Consider the following 17,576-nt stretch of genomic DNA (forward strand, 5'->3'; position numbering starts at 1 on the left):
GAGCTGGCGACGCTGAAACTGCTCGCCCTCGACGGTGCGCTCGATGAGTCGACGAAAGTGTCCTGTGCCGATCTCGCCGAACGGCTGGACGCCTCGAACCAGACCGCCTCGCGGCGGCTCCAGCGGCTCGAAGACGCCGGGCTGCTGGCCCGGGATATCGTCAGTGACGGGCAGGAGGTGGAGCTGACTGGCGACGGTGAGCGCCGCCTCCAGTCCGAATACGCTGACTACCGACGGATCTTCGAATCCGACGCCAGCGTCGACCTGACCGGGGTCGTTACCTCGGGGATGGGCGAGGGTCGCCACTACATCACGCTCCCGGGCTACATGGAACAGTTCATCGAACGGCTTGGGTACGAGCCTTTTGCAGGCACTCTCAATCTCGAACTCACGGCCGAAAGCGTCCGCAAGCGAGCGCGGATGAGCGCTATCGAGCCGGTCACCATCGAGGGCTGGGAGGACGATGAGCGGACGTACGGTCCCGCGTACTGCTACCCCGCCTCGATAGAAGGGAGCGACGGCGAGTACGAGCCGGCCCACGTCATCGCCCCCGAGCGGACCCACCACGGCGAGGAGCAACTCGAAGTAATCGCGCCCGAGAAGCTCCGCGAGGTGCTGGAACTGGCCGACGGCGACGGGGTGATCGTGCATGTCTCGGAGTGAGGAGACCGCCGTTGACGCCGACAGCGTGGCCGACGCCGTCGCCGCCTTCGCCCGCGGCGAGCCGGTGCTGATCCACGACGCCGCCGACCGCGAAGGTGAGACCGACCTCGTCTACCCGGCCGGGGCCGTCAGCCCCGATGCCGTCGCCCGGATGCGCAACGACGCCGGGGGCCTCGTCTGCGTCGCGCTCTCGGACCGCGTTGCCGAGGCGCTAGAGCTCCCCTTCATGCAGGAGGTCCTCAGCCACCCGACGGCGGCCGACCACGACCTCGCCTACGACGAGCGCTCCTCGTTCTCGCTGACGGTGAATCACCGCGATACCTTTACCGGCATCACCGACGACGACCGCTCGCTGACGATTCAGGAACTGGCCACTGTCGCGGCGGACCCAGACCCGGACGCGTTCAGCGATGCCTTCCGGTCACCGGGCCACGTTCACCTTCTCCGGGCGGCCCCGGACGGCCTCGCTGACCGCGAAGGCCACACCGAACTCGCGCTCGCGCTCGCGGCCGGAGCCGACCAGCCCGAAGCCGCCGTCGTCTGTGAGATGCTGGACGACGAGACGGGAGCAGCGCTCCCCCCGGCAGCGGCACGGGCCTACGCCGAGCGCGAGGGCCTCGTGTACGTCGAAGGTGCCAGCCTGCTAGAGCGGTTCGAGTAACGGAGTGAAGCACGCGCTCTCTGCGACAACCGACCGCTGGGGCGTTTGTTGGGCCACAGTATATATTGGGAAGCCTTCGAGTGCGATGTCTGACCCAGGTTTATATCAGTGGCGTGTCAGTCGGTGAGCATGGCTTGGTTTGAACGCCCACAGCCCGAGATGGGCACTGAAGGCGGCGTTATCTGGCGGCGTGTCGTCGCGATAATAATCGACATCGTGGTGATCGGCATCGTTTCGTCAGCTATCGCCGGTATCCTCTCCCAGATACGACTCGCGGCACTTGGGAGCCTGATCGGACTGGTCCTCGGGTTCGGCTACTACATCTATCTCGAAGGGACGTACGGCCAGACCATAGGTAAAATGGCCCTCGACATCGTCGTCGTGACGGAGGACGGCGACCCGATCGACTTCGGGCCTGCGGCGATCAGATCCCTCTTGCGAATCGTCGACGTGCTGCCGGCGTTCTACCTGATCGGCTTCGTTGCCGTTCTCGTCACGGACCGCAAGCAGCGGCTTGGTGACATCGTCGCGGATACAGTCGTCGTCCGTGCCGGCGAAACCGCGGGTATGCGATGAGATACAGGTCGAACTCGCCATTGAGTGACAGCCGAGGAGACGGAAAACAACCGGTCTCGCGTGGACCGTCAACACTCTTAACCACGGGAATCAATGGGGTAGATATGACACACGACGAGACAGCAGGAGGCACCACCCGCGGGCACCGCGACTGTCAGCTCACCGGAGGGGTCGTGCGATGAGCGACCGCCCGGAGATGTTCGAGGGGACCGACCGGATCTGGATGGACGGCGAGTTCGTCGACTTCGAAGACGCACAGACGCACGTTCTCACACACGCACTGCACTACGGGACCGGCGTTTTCGAGGGCGTTCGCTGTTACGACACTGAACAAGGACCGGCCATCTTCCGCTGGGAGGAACATCTGGACCGCCTGTACAAGTCCGCGAAACCCTACGACCTCGACATCGAGTTCAGCAAAGACAAACTCACCGAGGCGACGACGGAACTCATCGAAACGGAAGGGTTCGAGTCGTGTTACATCCGCCCCATCGTTTACTACGGCTTCGATTCGCTCGGCGTGAGCCCGAAGGACTGCCCGACGAAGACCACCATCGCCGCGTGGCCGTGGGGCGCGTATCTGGGCGAGGAAGCGCTGGAAGAGGGCGTCGACGTGATGGTGTCGTCCTGGCGTAAGCACGCCTCCAGCCAGATTCCGACCAACATCAAGACCACGGGGCTGTACGTCAACAGTATGCTCGCCGGCGAGGAGGCTCGCCGCAACGGCTACACCGAAGCCATCGTCCTGAACAAGGAGGGCAACGTCGCCGAGGGGCCGGGCGAGAACATCTTCATGGTCCGGGACGGCGAAATCTACACGCCCGGGCTAGCCGAGAGTATCCTCGAAGGCATCACCCGCAACACCGCGATCACGCTCGCCGAAGAGATGGGCTACACCGTCCACGAGGAAGCGACTATCTCTCGCGGTGAGCTGTACACCGCCGACGAACTGTTCTTCACCGGCACCGCGGCTGAGGTCACGCCCATTCGGAGCGTCGACGACAACGAGATCGGCGAGGGGACGAAGGGGCCAGTCACTGACGAGCTTCAGTCGGCCTTCTTCGACGTGATCGAGAGCGGCGACCGCGAAGAGTGGTTCCACTACGTCTGAGAGCGCACTGAGCGGCGTTATTAGTCGTCCGCGAGGTCGTCCTCGTCGGCGACCGGAATCGGCGTCGCGTTACTACGGTCCGTGTCGCCGAATCCGGCGCTAAGGATGCGCGTCAGCGCTTCTTCGACGCGTTCATCGATTTCCTCGTAGCGGTGCGGTTCGACCTCGACGACGTAGCCGGTCGTGATGTTCGGCGCTGTCGGCAGGAAGAGTACCTCACGGCCGTCGTCGGTGGTCTGTCCCGTTTTGAACGCCGTCATCCGCATCCCGTCCCACACTTCGAGTTTCACCGGCGCCTGAAGGTCTTCGGTTCCCCCGACAGCCGTTTCGACCGCCATCTTCGAGGCGTTGTACACCACCCGGAGGCCCGGCACGTGGTTCATCGCGTCGTCGATTGCGCGTTCGACGATATCGCCGAAGGCTGTCCGCATCAGATAGCCGATGGAGAACACGATGAGGATGAAGATAATCAGCGTCGTAAACACCCGGGCAAGTTCAACAGACGAGGTACCCGAGGGGAGTCCGAGCGCCGCTAGCAGTTCGCCGTCAATCGCCGGGATAACCGCCGCCGACGCAAGGATTGAGTAGAGATAGAGGATAACGTAAATCGTCACCAGAAGGGGCAACAGGATGATGAGGCCGCTCGCGAAATCGCGCTTCCACGACGTTGAGGAGGCCATACAGATACGTATCGGGCGCGGGATATGAGCCCTTTCCTTTGCTGTGTCCCATCACTGACACAGTCGCTGCCGAGGGAAAGGGGAGAATCCCACCAGACTACCACTCGGCGACGCTGCCGTCGTCGTGTCGCCAGACGGGGTTGTGCCAGTCGACCTCTTGCTGGGACTGCTCCCGGAGGAACGCCTCGTCAATCTCGATTCCGAGGCCGGGGTCGGTGGGCACGGTGACGAACCCGTCCTCGTAGTCAAACACCGATGGGTCGGCCAGATAGTCGAGCACGTCGGTGGTCTCGTTGTAGTGGATGTCGATGCTCTGCTCCTGGATGAGGGCGTTGGGCGAGCAGGCGTCGACCTGTACGCAGGACGCCAAGGCGACCGGGCCGAGCGGGCAGTGGGGGGCCATCGCCACGTCGTAGGCCTCGGCCATCGACGCGATCTTGTACACCTCGGTGATGCCGCCGGCGTGGGAGAGGTCCGGCTGAATCACGTCGACAGCCCCGTCCTCGAACACCTCCTTGTAGTCCCAGCGCGAGTACATCCGTTCGCCGGTCGCAATCGGAATCTCGGTGTGGGCCGCAAGCGCCGGCAGCGCGTCGTTGTGTTCGGGCAACACCGGTTCCTCGATGAACATCGGCTCATAGGGCTCCAGCGCGGACGCGAGCCGCTTGCCCATCGGCTTCGTGACGCGACCGTGGAAGTCGACGCCGATGTCGACCTCGGGACCGACGGCCTCCCTGACTTCCCGGAGTCGCGTCGCGGCGGCCTCAACCGTGGCCGGGGTGTCAACGCGCTCAATCTCGGGTGTCGCGTTCATCTTCAGCGCCGTGAATCCAGCATCGACCTGCTCCTGAGCAGCGCTGGCTACGTCCGAGGGCTCGTCGCCGCCGATCCACTGGTACACCCGAATCCGGTCTCGGGCCTGCCCGCCCAGTAGCTGGTGGACCGGCGCGCCGAGTTGCTTGCCCTTGATGTCCCACAGCGCCTGGTCGATGCCGGCGATGGCGGACATCAGGACCGGGCCGCCGCGGTAGAAGCCGCCGCGGTACATCGCCTGCCAGTGGTCCTGGATGTTCTCCGGGTTTTCGCCGACGAGATAGCTGTCGAGCAGTTCCTCGACAGCCGCACGCACGGTGTGGGCCCGGCCCTCGACGACGGGTTCGCCCCAGCCAACAGTACCGTCGGCCGTCTCCAGTCGAAGGAAGAGCCACCGGGGCGGCACCTCGAACAGTTCGTAGTCGACGATGCGGTTCCCGGCCGCGTCGTCGGCTGTCATACCAGTAGCCCCCCCGCGCCATACAAATCAGTTCTATTAAGCGCATTACGCGGCGTTTTGAGCCGTGCTCCGCCGGTGTATGGAGTCATGTGAGACACACATAGGAGACGTGTATATAGTCGTTGTGTGATTCCAGAACAGCCACGAGCCGCTGCTTTCGGCGTCGACAATAACGCAGGTCGTCTTCTATCGCATCGGTAGCAGTCAGTTTCGGCTAGTTACTGTTCGCGGTGGCGCTCCCACGTACGGACGAGCCCGGCAAGCGTCTCGTTGACCGGGACCCGCTCGGTCGCAGTCTCGGCGACGTAGCCGTTGATGGCATCTATTTCGGTTTGCTGACCGGCCGGGATATCCTGATACATCGACGAATGGTTGGCGGCGGTATCGTCGACCACACGCTCGACGAGCGACACCGCACGCTCGTCGGGGAGGTCGATGCCCTGCTCCCGGGCGACAGCGGCCGTCTCGCGGGCCGCGTCCGCGGCGATGGCGTCAGCCGGCGGGTCGGCCAGCGCACCGTTCGGCACGCGGGCGAGCGCCGTCACGGCGTTGATGCCGGCGTTGACCGCGAGTTTCTCCCAGAGGCGAGTCGGCATGTCCGCCACAACGGTCGTCTCGATGCCGGCCGCACGGAACGCCGCCCCGACCTCGTCGGCGACCGCGGACCGGCCGCCGTTGCGCTCTCCCAGTACGACCTCGCCGCGGCCGGTGAACGCCACAGTGCCCGGTTCTCGAAGGCGTGCCCCATAGGAGCATGTCCCCGCCAGCACCGGACAATCGAGTACAGCGGCTAACTGCGATTCGTTGCCCATCCCGTTCTGTAGCGAAAGACAGGCATCAAGCGTACAGTCGGCAAGGTCCGCTGCAACGGTAGCGGTGTCGTATGCCTTGACCGTCACCAGCGCGAGGTCGGCACGTTCCGGCATCGCCGTCTGTGCGTTCGAGTGGACCCGAAACTCCTCGGCTCCGACGACCGAAAGGCCACGCTCAGTGACCTGACTCACGTGTGGCTCGCGACCGACGAGCGTCACGTCGTGTTCACGAGCGAGCAGGCCACCGACGAGGCTGCCGAGGCTCCCGGCCCCGACGACGACGATATCCATACCGACGGGCAGGGACGGCCCGGACAAAAACCCATCACCGACGTGCCGGAATCAGCACGCACTTGACCGCGAGCGACGAACGAGCGGCCATGAGCGACTCCGACGACGCCGAGGCGGTAGTTCGGGCCATCGACGAGATCGGTATCGACCGGCTGACCGAGACAATCGTCACGGCGTGGGAGGGCATCGGTGGCGGCGTCGAACCGGGTCCGACCTGGCCACAGGACGAGACCACACAGCGGTTCGAGCTATCCGACCCGGACGAACCGGTCGGGCTGGACCTGCTCGCGGCCGTGCTGGACGCGTCACCACGAACACCGGCAGAAGCATTCGTCCATCTCGGGTTGGGGCGACGGGACAACCCCGGTGCGGAACGGTTCGCTGTCGAGACGATTGCGGGCCACACCACTGTTTCGGCTACCGACACCCACACGACTGGAACAGTGCCGGTCACGGCAGAAACGTTCGATGCGCTGGCACAAGTCTACGGGGGGACACTGGTGTACGTGGCCATCTACGACGACGACGGACGCGCGATTCTCGAACGGGACTGGACGACGCTGCGGTTCTCGCTCCCGCCGTCGGCCGCCGAGACAGTGCAGGAGGCAGTCGGGCCGGCCGTCGCCGAGCGGTTCGAAGCGACGTAATCACCGCCACATATGCAGTCGGTGCTTCCAGACGACCACCGATCCGTTCAGTCCTCCTGCCAGTAGTAGATGTCCTCCTTGGGCGCGTTGCAGGACGGACATTCGTCGGGAATATCCTCGATCTTGCCCATCTCACCGCATTCCCAGCAGCGCCACATCAGTTCGGCCTCGCCCGCGGCCCCGGCGCTGAGATGCTCGCTCGACATGGACTCAATGCCGTCCTCGACCGTGACGTAGAAGCCGTGTTCGTCGAACCCGCGGATGGTCCCGAGTGCGTCCCCGTCCTCGTCGTACACCGTCTGGCCGAACGAATACTCCTCGCTTTCGATGTTCGTGGTCATGTCAGCCATACGTAGTAACAGTCGTCCCGAGATGTGTTAAATGCTATCGTGAAACAGGACATACATGATTGATGAACCGAACCGAGGGAGAGCGAACCTGCCGGTCACCGGATGATACGCCCGCGTCGCTACTGCGAGAACAGGCTGTTGTGGACGGGTGCGAAATTGCTCTCCTGACTATCCTCGACAACGGAGTCGGTGACGGCGTTACCGTCGACGCCCGCGTCGAGGAAGTCTGCGAGCGGCGGCCCAACGTTGTCTGGTTCGACGAGGAACGCGTCGTGGCCGTGGTCGGAGTCGATGACGTGGTGGGCGACGTTCGCGTCGGCCGCCCGGAGCGAGTCGGCTAGCGCCTCCGCCTGCTGGGTGGTGAAGTGCCAGTCGGCGGTAAAGGACATCACCAGCGCGTCGCCGTCGAAGGCCGCCAGCGCGTCCGCATCGGACTCGAACCCGGCGGCGAGGTCGTAGTTGTCCATCGCCCGTGTCAGATAGAGGTAGCTGTTGGCGTCGAAGCGCTCGGTGAACTTCTCGGCGTTGTAATCGAGGTACGACTCCACGTCACGGTACGGGAAGAACGCGCCCGCGGCGTCGGTCGGGAACGTTCGGACGGCGTCCCGGCCGGCAGCGCGGCGGCCGAAGCGGTGCTCCATCGACGCCTTCGAGAGGTACATCACGTGGCCCAGTTGGCGGGCCAGCGCCAAGCCGTCGCTTGGCGGCTCGTCGTCCTCGCCGTAGTAGTGGCCCTGCTTCCAGTTCGGGTCGGTCGTGATGGCCCGGCGGGCGATGGCGTCGAGCGAGAGACACTGCGTGTCCAGTCGCGCGGCCGCGGCGATGGGAACGATGCGGTCGACGTGGTCCGGATGGCGCTTGGCCCATTCGATGACGTTCATGCCACCGACGCTGCCGCCGACGACGGCGTGGAGGTGGGGAATCCCGAGTTCGTCAAGCAGGGCGCGCTGGGCCTCGGTCCAGTCCGTGACGGTGACCGGCGGGAAGTCCGTGCCGTAGGGCTCGCCCGTCTCCGGGTTCTCGCTTTTCGGGCCCGTCGACCCGTAGCACGAGCCCGGTACGTTTGCACAGACGACGTAGTACTCCGTGGTGTCGATGGCTTTGCCCGGCCCAACGATATCGTCCCACCAAGCGCGGGCCTGATCAGCGCTGTCGACTCGGTCGCGGCCGGCGACGTGGGCGCTGCCGGTCAGCGCGTGACAGACCAGCACCGCGTTGTCGCCGTCAAATTCCCCGTAGGCTTCGTAGGTGATTTCCAGATCCGGAATCGTCTCCCCGCAGTCGAACTCGAACTCGCCGAGCGAGATAGTATTGTGTTCGACGTTCATGTGACTCGGTCGATTGTGGCGTCAATATCTGCGATGATGTCCTCCGGGTCTTCGATGCCGACGCTGAACCGGAGAAGGTCCGGCGTGACGCCGCTGGCACGCTGTTCCGCTTCGCTGAGCTGGGCGTGGGTGGTCGAGGCCGGGTGGATGACCAGCGTCTTGGCATCGCCGATGTTCGCAAGGAACTGGGCGAGGTCCGTCTCCTCGCAGAACCGTCGACCGGCATCGTAGCCGGCTTCCAGCCCGAACGTGACGATGCCGCCGAACCCACCGGAGAGGTACTGCTGTGCCAGGTCGTGGGTCTCGTGGCTCTCCAGCCCGGGATAGGTGACCCAGGCGACTTCGGGGTGGTCTTCGAGGTGCCGGGCGACAGCCACCGCATTCTCGCAGTGGCGTTCCATCCGCAGAGAGAGGGTTTCCGCGCCCTGGAGGGTCGCCCAGGCGTCGAACGGCTTCTGGCCGTCGCCGAGCGACCGGAGCGCGCGCTGGCGGGCGGCGACGGAGAAGGCTCGGTCGCCAAAGGCTTCGGAGAAGTTCTTCCCGAAGGCCTCGTTCTCGCCACCCAGTTCCGGGAACTTCTCGGGGTACTCGTCCCAGGGGAACGAGCCGCCGTCGACGAGGACACCGCCAACGGTCGTCCCGGAGCCGTGGATCCACTTCGTCGTCGACTCCCAGAGGAGGTCGACGCCGTGGTCAAGCGGGTTGCACAGAGCCGGCGTCCCGAACGTGTTGTCGACGAAGACGGGCACACCGTGGTCGTGGGCTACCTCGGCGATTTCCTCCATCGGTGGGACGACCAGCGACGGGTTGCCGATAGTCTCGAAGTGGACGTAGGCCGTGTCCTCGTCGATGGCCTCAGCGTAGGCGTCCGGGTCGAGCGTGTCGACGAATCGCGTCTCGATGCCCCGGCGGCTGGCGGTGTTGGAGTAATACGAGTGGGTGCCGCCGTAGATAGAGGAGGCCGTTACGATGTTGTCGCCGTTGGCCGCGAGGACGAACGTCCCGGCGTCGAGTGCAGCCATCCCTGACCCCGTTGCGACGGCGTCGACGGCGTTTTCGAGGGAGGCGATGCGGTTTTCGAGCATCCGGACGGTGGGATTGTCGAACCGCGAGTAGACGTTGCCGTCGTCATTCAGGGCGTACCGGTCGGCCGCGGTGTCGGCGTCCTCAAAGACGTACGACGAGGTCTGATAGATGGGCGGCGCGCGTGCCCCTGTGGCCGGGTCCGGTTCCTCCTGGCCGGCGTGGACACAGCGCGTCCCGAATCCGTAGTCGTCGGTCATGTGCAGTATGCATATATCCCTAGCTATCTATAACTCAGAGTTACGGCAATTCTCTCTTATTGTGAGTGGGTGTCATGGAATCGGGCCGCCCGCCAGCGAAACCGAGGGAGAGGGTATTTGTCGGTGGCTGTCTACACGCCGGTATGGACCACGACACTGCCGGACGAACCAGCCGACAGATTCTCGACGCCGTCGGCAGTGCCGTCATCGCTGACGACCACTTCCTCGAAACCGTCATGACCGGAATTCTCGCCCGGGGGCACGTCCTGCTCGAAGACGTGCCGGGCACGGGGAAGACGCTCACTGCCCAGTCGTTCGCGACGGCGCTTGACCTCTCCTTCAAACGGGTGCAGTTCACGCCGGACCTGCTCCCGTCCGACATCACCGGCTCGAACGTATTCAACGAGGCCACCGGCGAGTTCGACTTCCAGCCCGGCCCCGTCTTCGCCAACGTCGTGCTGGCCGACGAAATCAACCGCGCACCGCCCAAGACGCAAGCCGCGCTGCTCGAAGCGATGGGCGAGAAGCAGGTGACCGTCGACGGCGTGACCCACGACCTCCCCGAGCCGTTCTTCGTCATCGCCACGCAGAACCCCGTCGAACAGGAGGGGACCTTCGGCCTGCCCGAGGCCCAGCGGGACCGCTTCATCGTCAAAACGTCGATGGGGTATCCCGACTTCGGCGGCGAGCGGGAACTCATCGACCGGCGTGCCGACCGGACGGCACAGGCCCCGAGCGTCACCAGCGTCATCGACGGCGAGCGCCTGCCGGCGCTCCAGCGGACTGTCGAATCGGTCACCGTCGACGGCACGCTCCGGGACTACGTCGTCGAACTCGGCCGGGCCACCCGCGAGGACGACCGCGTGGACGTCGGCGTCTCCCCGCGTGGTATTCAGCGACTGTTCGAGGCGACTCGCGCCGCCGCGGTCCTCGACGGCCGCGACTACGCCGTCCCAGACGACGTGAAAACTGTTGTCGAGGAGGCGTTCGCCCACCGACTCGTCCTGACCGCCGACGCGGGCGTCCGCGGCGTCGACCCGGCAACCGTCGTCGACGACGTGCTGGACCGCGTCGAAGTGCCGGCCGTCAGTCCCTAACTGCTCAGGTTCGCTCTGTCTCGCGCTGTCGCTCCCGCTCCTGTTCTCGGACCGCCGCGCTGTCTTCAATATCTTCCAGCGTCTCCGTTTCGAGCAGTCGTTCCAGCGGTGTTTCGTCGTCAGCATCGCTTGACAGCGCTGACTCGACTTCATCAGCATCTGCTGCCTCCTCGTCCGTATCGCCGTACAGCAACTCCGTCAGCGGGACGACCACCATGTATCCGACGAGCAGCGCCGCGAGCCACCACTCCTGACCCGTCACGAGGGCAACGAGCCAGAACCCGGTGACTGCCAGAGAGGCGAGTTCCGTCGCGTTGTCTCTGGCCCGTCGCAGCGGGGACCGGTCGGTCATACTGCAGACTTGTCACCACACCACAATGTATTGTTCGGTGCGGTCCTACCGTATCGCGGCCACCAGTGCCAGCACGGCGACGAGACAGACCGCGAGGCCGGCTACGGCGACCGATGGCTCAACAGCAATAGAGCCACGGGCGACGCCGGACAGCCCCGCCGTCGCCGCCGCGCCGACGCCGCCCACCGCGACGGTCCCGCCGGTGTGGACGAGTTCGGTGCGGCGCGTCGCGGCCCCGCTCCCGACCTCGTGTCCCAGCGTCGTCCCGAAGGACCCGGCGTCCCAGACGACGACGGCACCGACCAGGCCCGCAAGCACCAGCCACGTCGGCGTCGAAAGCGTCGCAGCGAAGGCGCTCGCACCGAACAGGCCGGCCGCGGCGAGCGTGACGCCGGCCGTCCGCTCGCGCAGATAACTCGTCGCCAGCGCCACCGACAGCTGTCCAGCGACACTGATGAGCGAAAACAGCGCCACGACGGCTAGCGCCAGTGTGACGGTCTCGGGGCCGTATACGTCCAGTATTGGAACGAAGAACTGTTCGACGGCCGCCGCGGCCGGCGTCGCCCGGAGCGCCGTTTCGATGGCATCGACTGCCGGCCCCGCGACCGCCACCACGGCGAGCGTGATGACGCCGCCGCCAACGTACGGCGCGAGGACGGTCCCCACGCGGTCGGCCGAACTCTGGACCGTCCGCCGGAGGAACCAGACAGCCACCGAGACGACTGTCCCACTGAGGAACAGCCACCAGAGGAGGCCACGAAGGCCCGGCGCTACCGTGACGGCGACAATGAAGTCGTACAGCCCAGCCGGGAGCAGTCCGGCCAGTGATTCCTGACCGAGGCCCAGTTCGAACAGCCCGGCGACCGGCGCGACCAGCAGGGCGAGCCGGCCCGTCCACCGAAACGTTCGCTCAACGACGGCGACAGCCCTGTCGACATCGGGCGCGTCGCTCGTTTCCGGGACGAATTCGGAAAGCGGCAAGGCGTCGAGTCCGCGGGCCAGCGCCGCGGCGGCAAGGGCGAGCAACAGACTGAAAATGGCGATATGCGTTCGGCCGGGGACCGGGTCGAAAATCGGTTCCAGCACCTGAGTGAGGGCCTCGCCGGTCAGTTGCTGGACGCCCGGCGTTCCGGCGTTGGACTGCAAGAAATCGACAGCCCCCCGCGTGAACAGTACGAGGGCAACAGCGAACGGAACAGCGGTTGTCCGCACGACGACGCCACCGTAGGTCCCCACCCGCTCGGTGTCGACGACGCCGCGGGTGGCCGCGGTCGCGCCGAAGACGGCGGTCAGACAGCCGAGGACGACGATGACTTGCGACAGCAACGTGACGACCGCCGGTCGGACGCCAGCTTGGGAAGTGACGGGGAACAGTTCGGCACCGAGCGAGACGACCGTGCCGCCAGTGGCGAGGGAAAGCCCGACGGCAACTGGTAGCGCAAGGACGCTGGCCAGAACAGTTCCAACCGCCTGCCAGCGGTCCCAGCCGCTCAGCCACAGCGACAGTGCCAGCAAAACACCGGTGGCCACACCGACGAGCGCGGCCCGGTCGGCGGAAACGGTTCCCAGCAGTCCTGCGACCAGCAGCGCCGTCACGCCGACGACGGTGGCGAGGCTGGTCCAGGGCATCCGGGTCGGAAGCGAGATTGTGTCGTCCATTGTTACACGCTGAACAGGTCGGCGAGCGAGGCGCGGAGTGCCACGTCGATTGGGCTGTCGAGGTCCCAGTCGATGACGGTCGCGCCGGACAGTTCGGCCCGCTGGAGCCGGGCGGTGCGCTCGGTACTCGCGACAGCCGCGCCGAGCGAGTCCCCGCGGGCCAGCGACGGGCTGACGAGCGTCGTCGGGTACTCACGGACCGAAAGCGATGACACCAGCGAGACAGGCCAGTCGTCGGCGGCCGGGGAGAACACGACCACCTGCGCGGTCGGCGGGAGCCGAGCGAGCACCGCGAGCAGGGCCGGGTCCTCGATGGTCCCACCGTCGGCCGTCGTCGCCCTCGTAGCTTCGCCTCCGGGCTGCTCTGGTTGGTCGTCCTCGGACACATCAGCGTCACCGGCCGAATCGGCGTCTGACTGTCGGGCCGCGGCGCGACCCACGCTGTCGAATATCTGTCTCGCGTGGGCGGCCGCGTGACCGCCAGAGGCGTCGACCCACGCCAGCCCGTCGGGGCCGAGTCCGCCGGGGACGTCCTCGGGGGCCAGTCCGACGGCACAGACGCTTGCGACGACGCTAGTTCGGGAGAGCGCGTCGAACAGGCGCTCGGCCGCGTAGGCAGACAGCTCCGCTCCTGTCGGGAATCCCGGCTCTGGCGTCACGCGGGCCGGCGGGCGAGCGTCGACAACCAGCACCGTCCTGACGGCCTGTTCCTCCCGATAGTCGATGGTGGTCAGCTCGTCGGTCTTTGCGTACCGCCGCCAGTCGATGCGGTTGACCGGGTCGCCGGGCTGGTAGCTCCGCGTCGAGTGGAACTCAAGCCCGCTCCCACCGGTGTCGGTCGGGAGCGTTCCCGCCCGCGGGAGCGTGGCGTCGGCCATCGGAACTTCGGAGACGGTGTTCGAGCAGGTCAGCGTCCCGTCGCCGGCCACGGGCAGGTCGACAGTCACCTCGTCGCTGGCCGACAGCGTCCGCACCCGCACCGCGGCGGCGTCGAACGTGTAGGTTCCGCGCTTTGCCATCACGGCATAGGACAGCGTCGCGCTCTCGTCGGGCCGCAGCGAGGTACAGAGCCGCGGTGACCCCTCGACGACTGGCAGTTCCTCGGGCACGCCGTCGATGACCCGCACGTCGGTCAGCGAACTGCTGCCGGTGTTCGTGAGGGTGAGTTCGACCGCGACCGGCTCGCCCGGCGTGGGCTGGGCGTCAGAAACGGACCGTGTTGCTTGCAAATCGGTTCCCGCCGGCATCCGCGAGAGCGCGCCGTAGGCGACGTAAATGAGGGGGATTGCGGTCGCCGCGAGCAACAGCGGCTCGGCGGTCAAAAGCGAGACGCTAACGAGAAACAGCGCGGCTGCGAGGCCGCCGCTCCAGCGCCGCACACGGCGGTGCATCGTCAGCGCTCACCCCCCGACACCTGTGCGATAGCGTCGACCGTCCGGCGGATGCGGCGGCGGCGCTCGCTCTCCGGGTCGAGCCACAGGCGGAGCCGGGCCAGCAGCGACTGTGGCTCCGTCGGGGACAGCATCGCCGCCGCGACGGCGTCGTCGGTCCACGTCCCCGCACGAACTGCCTGCTGTGCGGACGCCTGCGAGACACCAGCTCCGATAGCATAGGCTGTCGTCGCTGCCGCGGTGAGTCGCTCGGTAACCGTGTCCATCGCCGCGTCGTCGCCAGCGACGGCGTCGTCAATGGCCGCGTCGATGTCAGCGGCGAACAGCCGACTCTCCGTCGCTGTCACGTCTTCCGGCGGGCTGTCGACGGCCACGTCGAAGGCGGTCGGTGAGCCACCGCCCAGAAGCCCACCGAGCCAGCCGGCAAGGACCGCACAGAGTCCAACGGTCAGACTGCCAGCGAGGAGGATGGTTGTCGGGGCAACACTCCCGAGCACGGCGACAAGCGACTCGCCGGCGGCCATCGGCGCGAAAACGAGAGAGGCCGCGACCCCGGTCGCCAGCAGCCCCACAGTTCCGAAAACGACCGTTCGCAGGCGCATCAGGGCCGCCCCTCCGTCGCGTCGTCAGTGTCGTCGGTCGCGCTGGACTGTTGCCCGGCGGCCGTCTCGATGTGCCGTATCGCGTCCTCGACGGCCGCGACGTGCTCCTGTGGGTCCCGCTGGCCGTACTCGACCGCCCGGAACGCGTCCCGGACCGTCCGAACCGCGGCCGGCGGGAGGCCGTCCCGTTCGATGGCGTGGGTCGCGATTTCGCCGGGTGTCCGCGTCCAGTACCGCCGGAGGGAAACGTGGGTCAGGAAGCGCGTCCACGCCTCGCGGATGGTGACGCGGGCGGCGGGCGTTCCGTCGCCCCCGTTTGATTCAGTCGTGGAGACAGCCGCCACCGCATCGCTGGCTGCGTCTTCGGCCGCTGCAAAGCGTTCAGAAATCCACGCTCGCAACGCGTCGAGCAACGCTGCCGGCGACCGGTGGCCGGTGAACAGATCACGGAGCGCCGCGGCAGTGAGTTCAAGTCGCGTTCGGAAGCGACCCAGCAGGTCATCGGCCACCACCGCAACGCCGACGAGCGCCCCGACAGCGAGTTCGCGTGCGGCCCGAACCCAGCCCCATAGCGTCCCCGGCGTGACGTTCCGCCGTCGAGCGCCGACGACCGTCCCGGCGAGGAGAACACCCAGACTCAGCACGACGCCCGCGGCGTTGACGAGTAGGCCACCGACCGTCGTCGTGGCCGTCTGGCCGTATTTCGAAACTGAAATTTCGGCGCTGGCCGCAAACGGCATCCCGACCGTTGCCTGACCGGCCGCGCCGGTCCGTGCTGTCGGCTCCCCGCCGACGGTAACGGTGGCGTTCGTGACCGGGTCCCCGTCCATCGTCGCGTTCACCGTCTGGCCAGCGACGGGGAGGGCCAGCGGAAGCGACGGCGACGTTGCTACGGAAAGCCGTGCAAGCACCACAGTCGTGTTCCCGCTGACAGCGTCGCGCTCGACGGCAACAGAGACGTTTCCGGGCTTGGTCGGGAGCGCGACGGTTGCGCGGCCCTGCTGGTCCGTCGTCGCCACCTGCTCGCCGTCGAGCAGCACGTCGCCGTCCCGCACTGGCACGCCGTCGACAGTCGCGGTAACGGTCACCTCGCTACCAGTGACCTGTTCGCCGGTGATGCTCACCGACGCAGTCGTGTTCAGTTCATAGCTCGCGTTCGTCGACTGCTGGGCCTGTGGGCCAGTAATAGCGAAGGAACGAGCGCTGTCACGCGGGACCGACGGAGCGATGAGTGGGTCCGCATCGCTGGCTACATCGACAGTAATCGTCAGTTCGGCTTCGTAGGGGACCGTCCCGGAAACGGTGCCGGCCGGCCCCGTCGTTCCGACCGGCTCACCGTTGAACGAGACCGTCGCGCCTTCGACCGGTGCGCCGTCGCGGGTTATCGTTGCGGCCACCGCCGCGCCCGGCGTCGCCGTCCGATTGAGTTCGACGATGAACTCACCGGACTGCGAGACCGTCTGTCCGTCGCCCGAGTCGCCAGTTCCGTCGCTGTCACCGGTCCCGTCTGCACCCGTTTCAGTTCTCTCGGTTCCGTCGCTCTCTGACTCCTGTCCAGTCCCATCAGTCGGAGCTTCGGTCTGTGGCTCGCCCGCCGGCGTCCCGACGGCGAACTCCTCGTCGGGGCTTCCGGACTCCGCGGCGCTGTAGTCCTGACTGCTGTTTTGCATCGCCTGCTGTTCGGACGCAAGGCGCTCCTGTCCCGGCGTTGGGTCAAACTGCACCCAGCCGACGCCCTCGAAGTACACCTCGACCCACGCGTGGGCGTTCATCCCGCGAACAGTGTACTGGTTCTGGCCGGTCCGCTCGCCAGTCGAGTAGCCGACGACGTAGCGCGCCGGGATGTCCTGACTCCGCAGCATCACCACCATCGACGTGGCGAAGTACTCGCAGTACCCCTTGTCCATCTGGAAGATGAACTCCGAGGCCACGTCGTCCTCGGGCGGCTGGCTGACGTTCAGCGAGTAGTTCTTGTTCGCCTCTAGCCACTGCTCGATGGTCGCCGCGGTCTGATAGGGCGAGTCGCTGTCTTCGGTCAGCCGGTCGGTGAACGGGCCCACCTGCGCCGAGGTTGACGCCGGCACGCCCGTGTAGCGTGATTCGATGTCCGCAGGGTAGTCGCGGCCACTCGTTCGTAGCACCTCTGGGTCGTCGGGGGGTGTCACGCTGGTCGCGCTGTAGGTCGTTCCGGCAGGGAGCGGTCGCTCGGACGTGACCGCGCCGTACTCGGTGACCATCACGTCGTCCCGGGACACCGATTTCGGCCGCCAGACGGTCGGCAGCGACGTGGCGGACTTGGCCAGTTGCACCTCGTAATCGACCGTCGAGTCGGCCATCCCGTCGACCGCCATCGGTCCCTGATAGGCCTGCGGGTCCGCACGCCCGTCCCACCCCGTGCCGGTGTAGGTTTCATATGCGCCGGTCCGCCAGTACGCCGGTTCCGAACTCGTGACGGTGAAATGCGGCTCCGTGTCCTGTGACTGATACGGGCTGTCGCCGCTGTCGCCACTATCGAGCGAGCCGCCAACGCTGGTCTGGCTGCCCGGGTTCAGCGCGCCGAGTTGCCTGCCGCTGCCGCCAGTCGAGGTCCCCCCAGCCTCCCCGAAGGGGTTCTCCTGCGGGAGCGGAATAAGAGACTCCATCGGGCTCTGTGTCCCACCGGGTGCCAGAATCGGGAGCGTCGCCGTCGCCAACACCACGGCAATGACACACACGGCAGTGAGGAGGACACGGAGGTAGTCCCGGTCTGCCGATACATCGTCGAACGGCGAGTCGTCGGAGCCCACGTCGGATTGTCGTA

17 protein-coding genes are annotated in these 17,576 nt (G+C 66.4%); 6 read left to right on the forward strand and 11 right to left on the reverse strand.

All coding sequences use genetic code 11. The features are described from left to right. From G9463_RS14735 to G9463_RS14750, 4 genes are all read left to right on the forward strand, one after another. A partial coding sequence (locus tag G9463_RS14735) for a DUF120 domain-containing protein (RefSeq protein WP_165897116.1) occupies positions 1 to 663 on the forward strand: 663 nt, incomplete at its 5' end. After that, positions 650 to 1,324, forward strand: a complete 675-nt coding sequence (ribB, locus tag G9463_RS14740; RefSeq protein ID WP_165897117.1) for a 3,4-dihydroxy-2-butanone-4-phosphate synthase — start codon at positions 650 to 652, stop codon at positions 1,322 to 1,324. The genes G9463_RS14735 and ribB, both read left to right, overlap by 14 nt. 129 nt (positions 1,325 to 1,453) lie before the next feature. Then, on the forward strand, positions 1,454 to 1,900 hold the full coding sequence (locus G9463_RS14745; protein ID WP_165897118.1) for an RDD family protein: 447 nt from the start codon (positions 1,454 to 1,456) through the stop codon (positions 1,898 to 1,900). A 178-nt stretch (positions 1,901 to 2,078) separates the two neighbouring features. Beyond that, positions 2,079 to 3,011: a branched-chain amino acid transaminase gene (locus tag G9463_RS14750; RefSeq protein WP_193569639.1), complete on the forward strand. Its 933-nt coding sequence runs from the start codon at positions 2,079 to 2,081 to the stop codon at positions 3,009 to 3,011. Between the two features lie 20 nt (positions 3,012 to 3,031). Here the strand turns inward: G9463_RS14750 and G9463_RS14755 are convergent, their stop codons facing one another. From G9463_RS14755 to G9463_RS14765, 3 genes are all read right to left on the reverse strand, one after another. After that, positions 3,032 to 3,691: a DUF502 domain-containing protein gene (locus G9463_RS14755; protein WP_007189652.1), complete on the reverse strand. Its 660-nt coding sequence runs from the start codon at positions 3,689 to 3,691 to the stop codon at positions 3,032 to 3,034. Positions 3,692 to 3,788: 97 nt separating this feature from the next. Further along, positions 3,789 to 4,964, reverse strand: a complete 1,176-nt coding sequence (gene dgoD / locus G9463_RS14760) for a galactonate dehydratase (RefSeq protein ID WP_165897119.1) — start codon at positions 4,962 to 4,964, stop codon at positions 3,789 to 3,791. 218 nt (positions 4,965 to 5,182) lie between these two features. Beyond that, positions 5,183 to 6,067 carry a ketopantoate reductase family protein gene (locus tag G9463_RS14765; protein ID WP_165897120.1) on the reverse strand — a complete coding sequence of 295 codons (885 nt, stop codon included), beginning with the start codon at positions 6,065 to 6,067 and terminating at the stop codon, positions 5,183 to 5,185. An 89-nt stretch (positions 6,068 to 6,156) separates the two neighbouring features. Between G9463_RS14765 and G9463_RS14770 the strand changes: the two genes are divergently transcribed. Further along, complete coding sequence (locus tag G9463_RS14770; protein ID WP_121302000.1) at positions 6,157 to 6,714, forward strand: hypothetical protein; 558 nt, start codon at positions 6,157 to 6,159, stop codon at positions 6,712 to 6,714. A 47-nt stretch (positions 6,715 to 6,761) separates the two neighbouring features. Here G9463_RS14770 and G9463_RS14775 read toward each other — a convergent pair whose 3' ends face one another. The 3 genes from G9463_RS14775 to G9463_RS14785 all read right to left on the reverse strand — a co-directional run bounded on the left by G9463_RS14775 (position 6,762) and on the right by G9463_RS14785 (position 9,675). After that, positions 6,762 to 7,064 carry a rubredoxin-like domain-containing protein gene (locus G9463_RS14775; protein WP_004964778.1) on the reverse strand — a complete coding sequence of 101 codons (303 nt, stop codon included), beginning with the start codon at positions 7,062 to 7,064 and terminating at the stop codon, positions 6,762 to 6,764. A 119-nt stretch (positions 7,065 to 7,183) separates the two neighbouring features. Further along, the gene (gene metX / locus G9463_RS14780) at positions 7,184 to 8,392 is read right to left on the reverse strand and encodes a homoserine O-acetyltransferase (RefSeq protein WP_165897121.1); all 1,209 of its coding nucleotides are present in this window, start codon (positions 8,390 to 8,392) and stop codon (positions 7,184 to 7,186) included. Next, positions 8,389 to 9,675: an O-acetylhomoserine aminocarboxypropyltransferase/cysteine synthase family protein gene (locus G9463_RS14785; RefSeq protein WP_165897122.1), complete on the reverse strand. Its 1,287-nt coding sequence runs from the start codon at positions 9,673 to 9,675 to the stop codon at positions 8,389 to 8,391. Before G9463_RS14785 ends, metX begins: the two co-directional genes overlap by 4 nt. Before the next feature lie 143 nt (positions 9,676 to 9,818). Between G9463_RS14785 and G9463_RS14790 the strand changes: the two genes are divergently transcribed. Next, positions 9,819 to 10,772, forward strand: a complete 954-nt coding sequence (locus G9463_RS14790; protein ID WP_004964785.1) for a MoxR family ATPase — start codon at positions 9,819 to 9,821, stop codon at positions 10,770 to 10,772. Between the two features lie 4 nt (positions 10,773 to 10,776). Here G9463_RS14790 and G9463_RS14795 read toward each other — a convergent pair whose 3' ends face one another. The 5 genes from G9463_RS14795 to G9463_RS14815 are packed head-to-tail and all read right to left on the reverse strand — an operon-like array spanning position 10,777 to position 17,562. Next, positions 10,777 to 11,124, reverse strand: a complete 348-nt coding sequence (locus G9463_RS14795) for an SHOCT domain-containing protein (protein ID WP_165897123.1) — start codon at positions 11,122 to 11,124, stop codon at positions 10,777 to 10,779. A 45-nt stretch (positions 11,125 to 11,169) separates the two neighbouring features. Continuing rightward, positions 11,170 to 12,783, reverse strand: coding sequence for a hypothetical protein (locus G9463_RS14800; protein ID WP_165897124.1), 1,614 nt, complete (start codon positions 12,781 to 12,783; stop codon positions 11,170 to 11,172). A 2-nt stretch (positions 12,784 to 12,785) separates the two neighbouring features. Further along, a complete protein-coding gene (locus tag G9463_RS14805; protein WP_165897125.1) occupies positions 12,786 to 14,174 on the reverse strand; it encodes a DUF58 domain-containing protein in 1,389 nt (462 codons plus the stop codon). Positions 14,175 to 14,176: 2 nt separating this feature from the next. Continuing rightward, positions 14,177 to 14,776 (reverse strand): hypothetical protein, encoded by a 600-nt coding sequence (locus G9463_RS14810; RefSeq protein ID WP_165897126.1) that lies wholly within the window; start codon positions 14,774 to 14,776, stop codon positions 14,177 to 14,179. Continuing rightward, positions 14,776 to 17,562, reverse strand: coding sequence for a transglutaminaseTgpA domain-containing protein (locus G9463_RS14815; RefSeq protein ID WP_165897127.1), 2,787 nt, complete (start codon positions 17,560 to 17,562; stop codon positions 14,776 to 14,778). The genes G9463_RS14810 and G9463_RS14815 overlap by 1 nt, the downstream gene beginning before the upstream one ends. Between the last annotated feature and the right edge of the window lie 14 nt (positions 17,563 to 17,576).

This window comes from Haloarcula sp. JP-Z28 (assembly GCF_011440255.1).
Taxonomy (GTDB): Archaea; Halobacteriota; Halobacteria; order Halobacteriales; family Haloarculaceae; genus Haloarcula; species Haloarcula marismortui.

What these genes read in the sequence shown, in the direction of transcription:
- G9463_RS14750 (WP_193569639.1), top strand. Translation starts at nt 2,079, where the DNA reads ATGAGCGACCGCCCGGAGATGTTCGAGGGGACCGACCGGATCTGGATG.
- G9463_RS14795 (WP_165897123.1), bottom strand. Translation starts at nt 11,124, where the DNA reads ATGACCGACCGGTCCCCGCTGCGACGGGCCAGAGACAACGCGACGGAA.
- G9463_RS14790 (WP_004964785.1), top strand. Translation starts at nt 9,819, where the DNA reads ATGGACCACGACACTGCCGGACGAACCAGCCGACAGATTCTCGACGCC.
- G9463_RS14810 (WP_165897126.1), bottom strand. Translation starts at nt 14,776, where the DNA reads ATGCGCCTGCGAACGGTCGTTTTCGGAACTGTGGGGCTGCTGGCGACC.
- G9463_RS14785 (WP_165897122.1), bottom strand. Translation starts at nt 9,675, where the DNA reads ATGACCGACGACTACGGATTCGGGACGCGCTGTGTCCACGCCGGCCAG.
- dgoD (WP_165897119.1), bottom strand. Translation starts at nt 4,964, where the DNA reads ATGACAGCCGACGACGCGGCCGGGAACCGCATCGTCGACTACGAACTG.
- G9463_RS14800 (WP_165897124.1), bottom strand. Translation starts at nt 12,783, where the DNA reads ATGGACGACACAATCTCGCTTCCGACCCGGATGCCCTGGACCAGCCTC.
- metX (WP_165897121.1), bottom strand. Translation starts at nt 8,392, where the DNA reads ATGAACGTCGAACACAATACTATCTCGCTCGGCGAGTTCGAGTTCGAC.
- ribB (WP_165897117.1), top strand. Translation starts at nt 650, where the DNA reads ATGTCTCGGAGTGAGGAGACCGCCGTTGACGCCGACAGCGTGGCCGAC.
- G9463_RS14755 (WP_007189652.1), bottom strand. Translation starts at nt 3,691, where the DNA reads ATGGCCTCCTCAACGTCGTGGAAGCGCGATTTCGCGAGCGGCCTCATC.
- G9463_RS14775 (WP_004964778.1), bottom strand. Translation starts at nt 7,064, where the DNA reads ATGGCTGACATGACCACGAACATCGAAAGCGAGGAGTATTCGTTCGGC.
- G9463_RS14765 (WP_165897120.1), bottom strand. Translation starts at nt 6,067, where the DNA reads ATGGATATCGTCGTCGTCGGGGCCGGGAGCCTCGGCAGCCTCGTCGGT.
- G9463_RS14770 (WP_121302000.1), top strand. Translation starts at nt 6,157, where the DNA reads ATGAGCGACTCCGACGACGCCGAGGCGGTAGTTCGGGCCATCGACGAG.
- G9463_RS14745 (WP_165897118.1), top strand. Translation starts at nt 1,454, where the DNA reads ATGGCTTGGTTTGAACGCCCACAGCCCGAGATGGGCACTGAAGGCGGC.
- G9463_RS14805 (WP_165897125.1), bottom strand. Translation starts at nt 14,174, where the DNA reads ATGCACCGCCGTGTGCGGCGCTGGAGCGGCGGCCTCGCAGCCGCGCTG.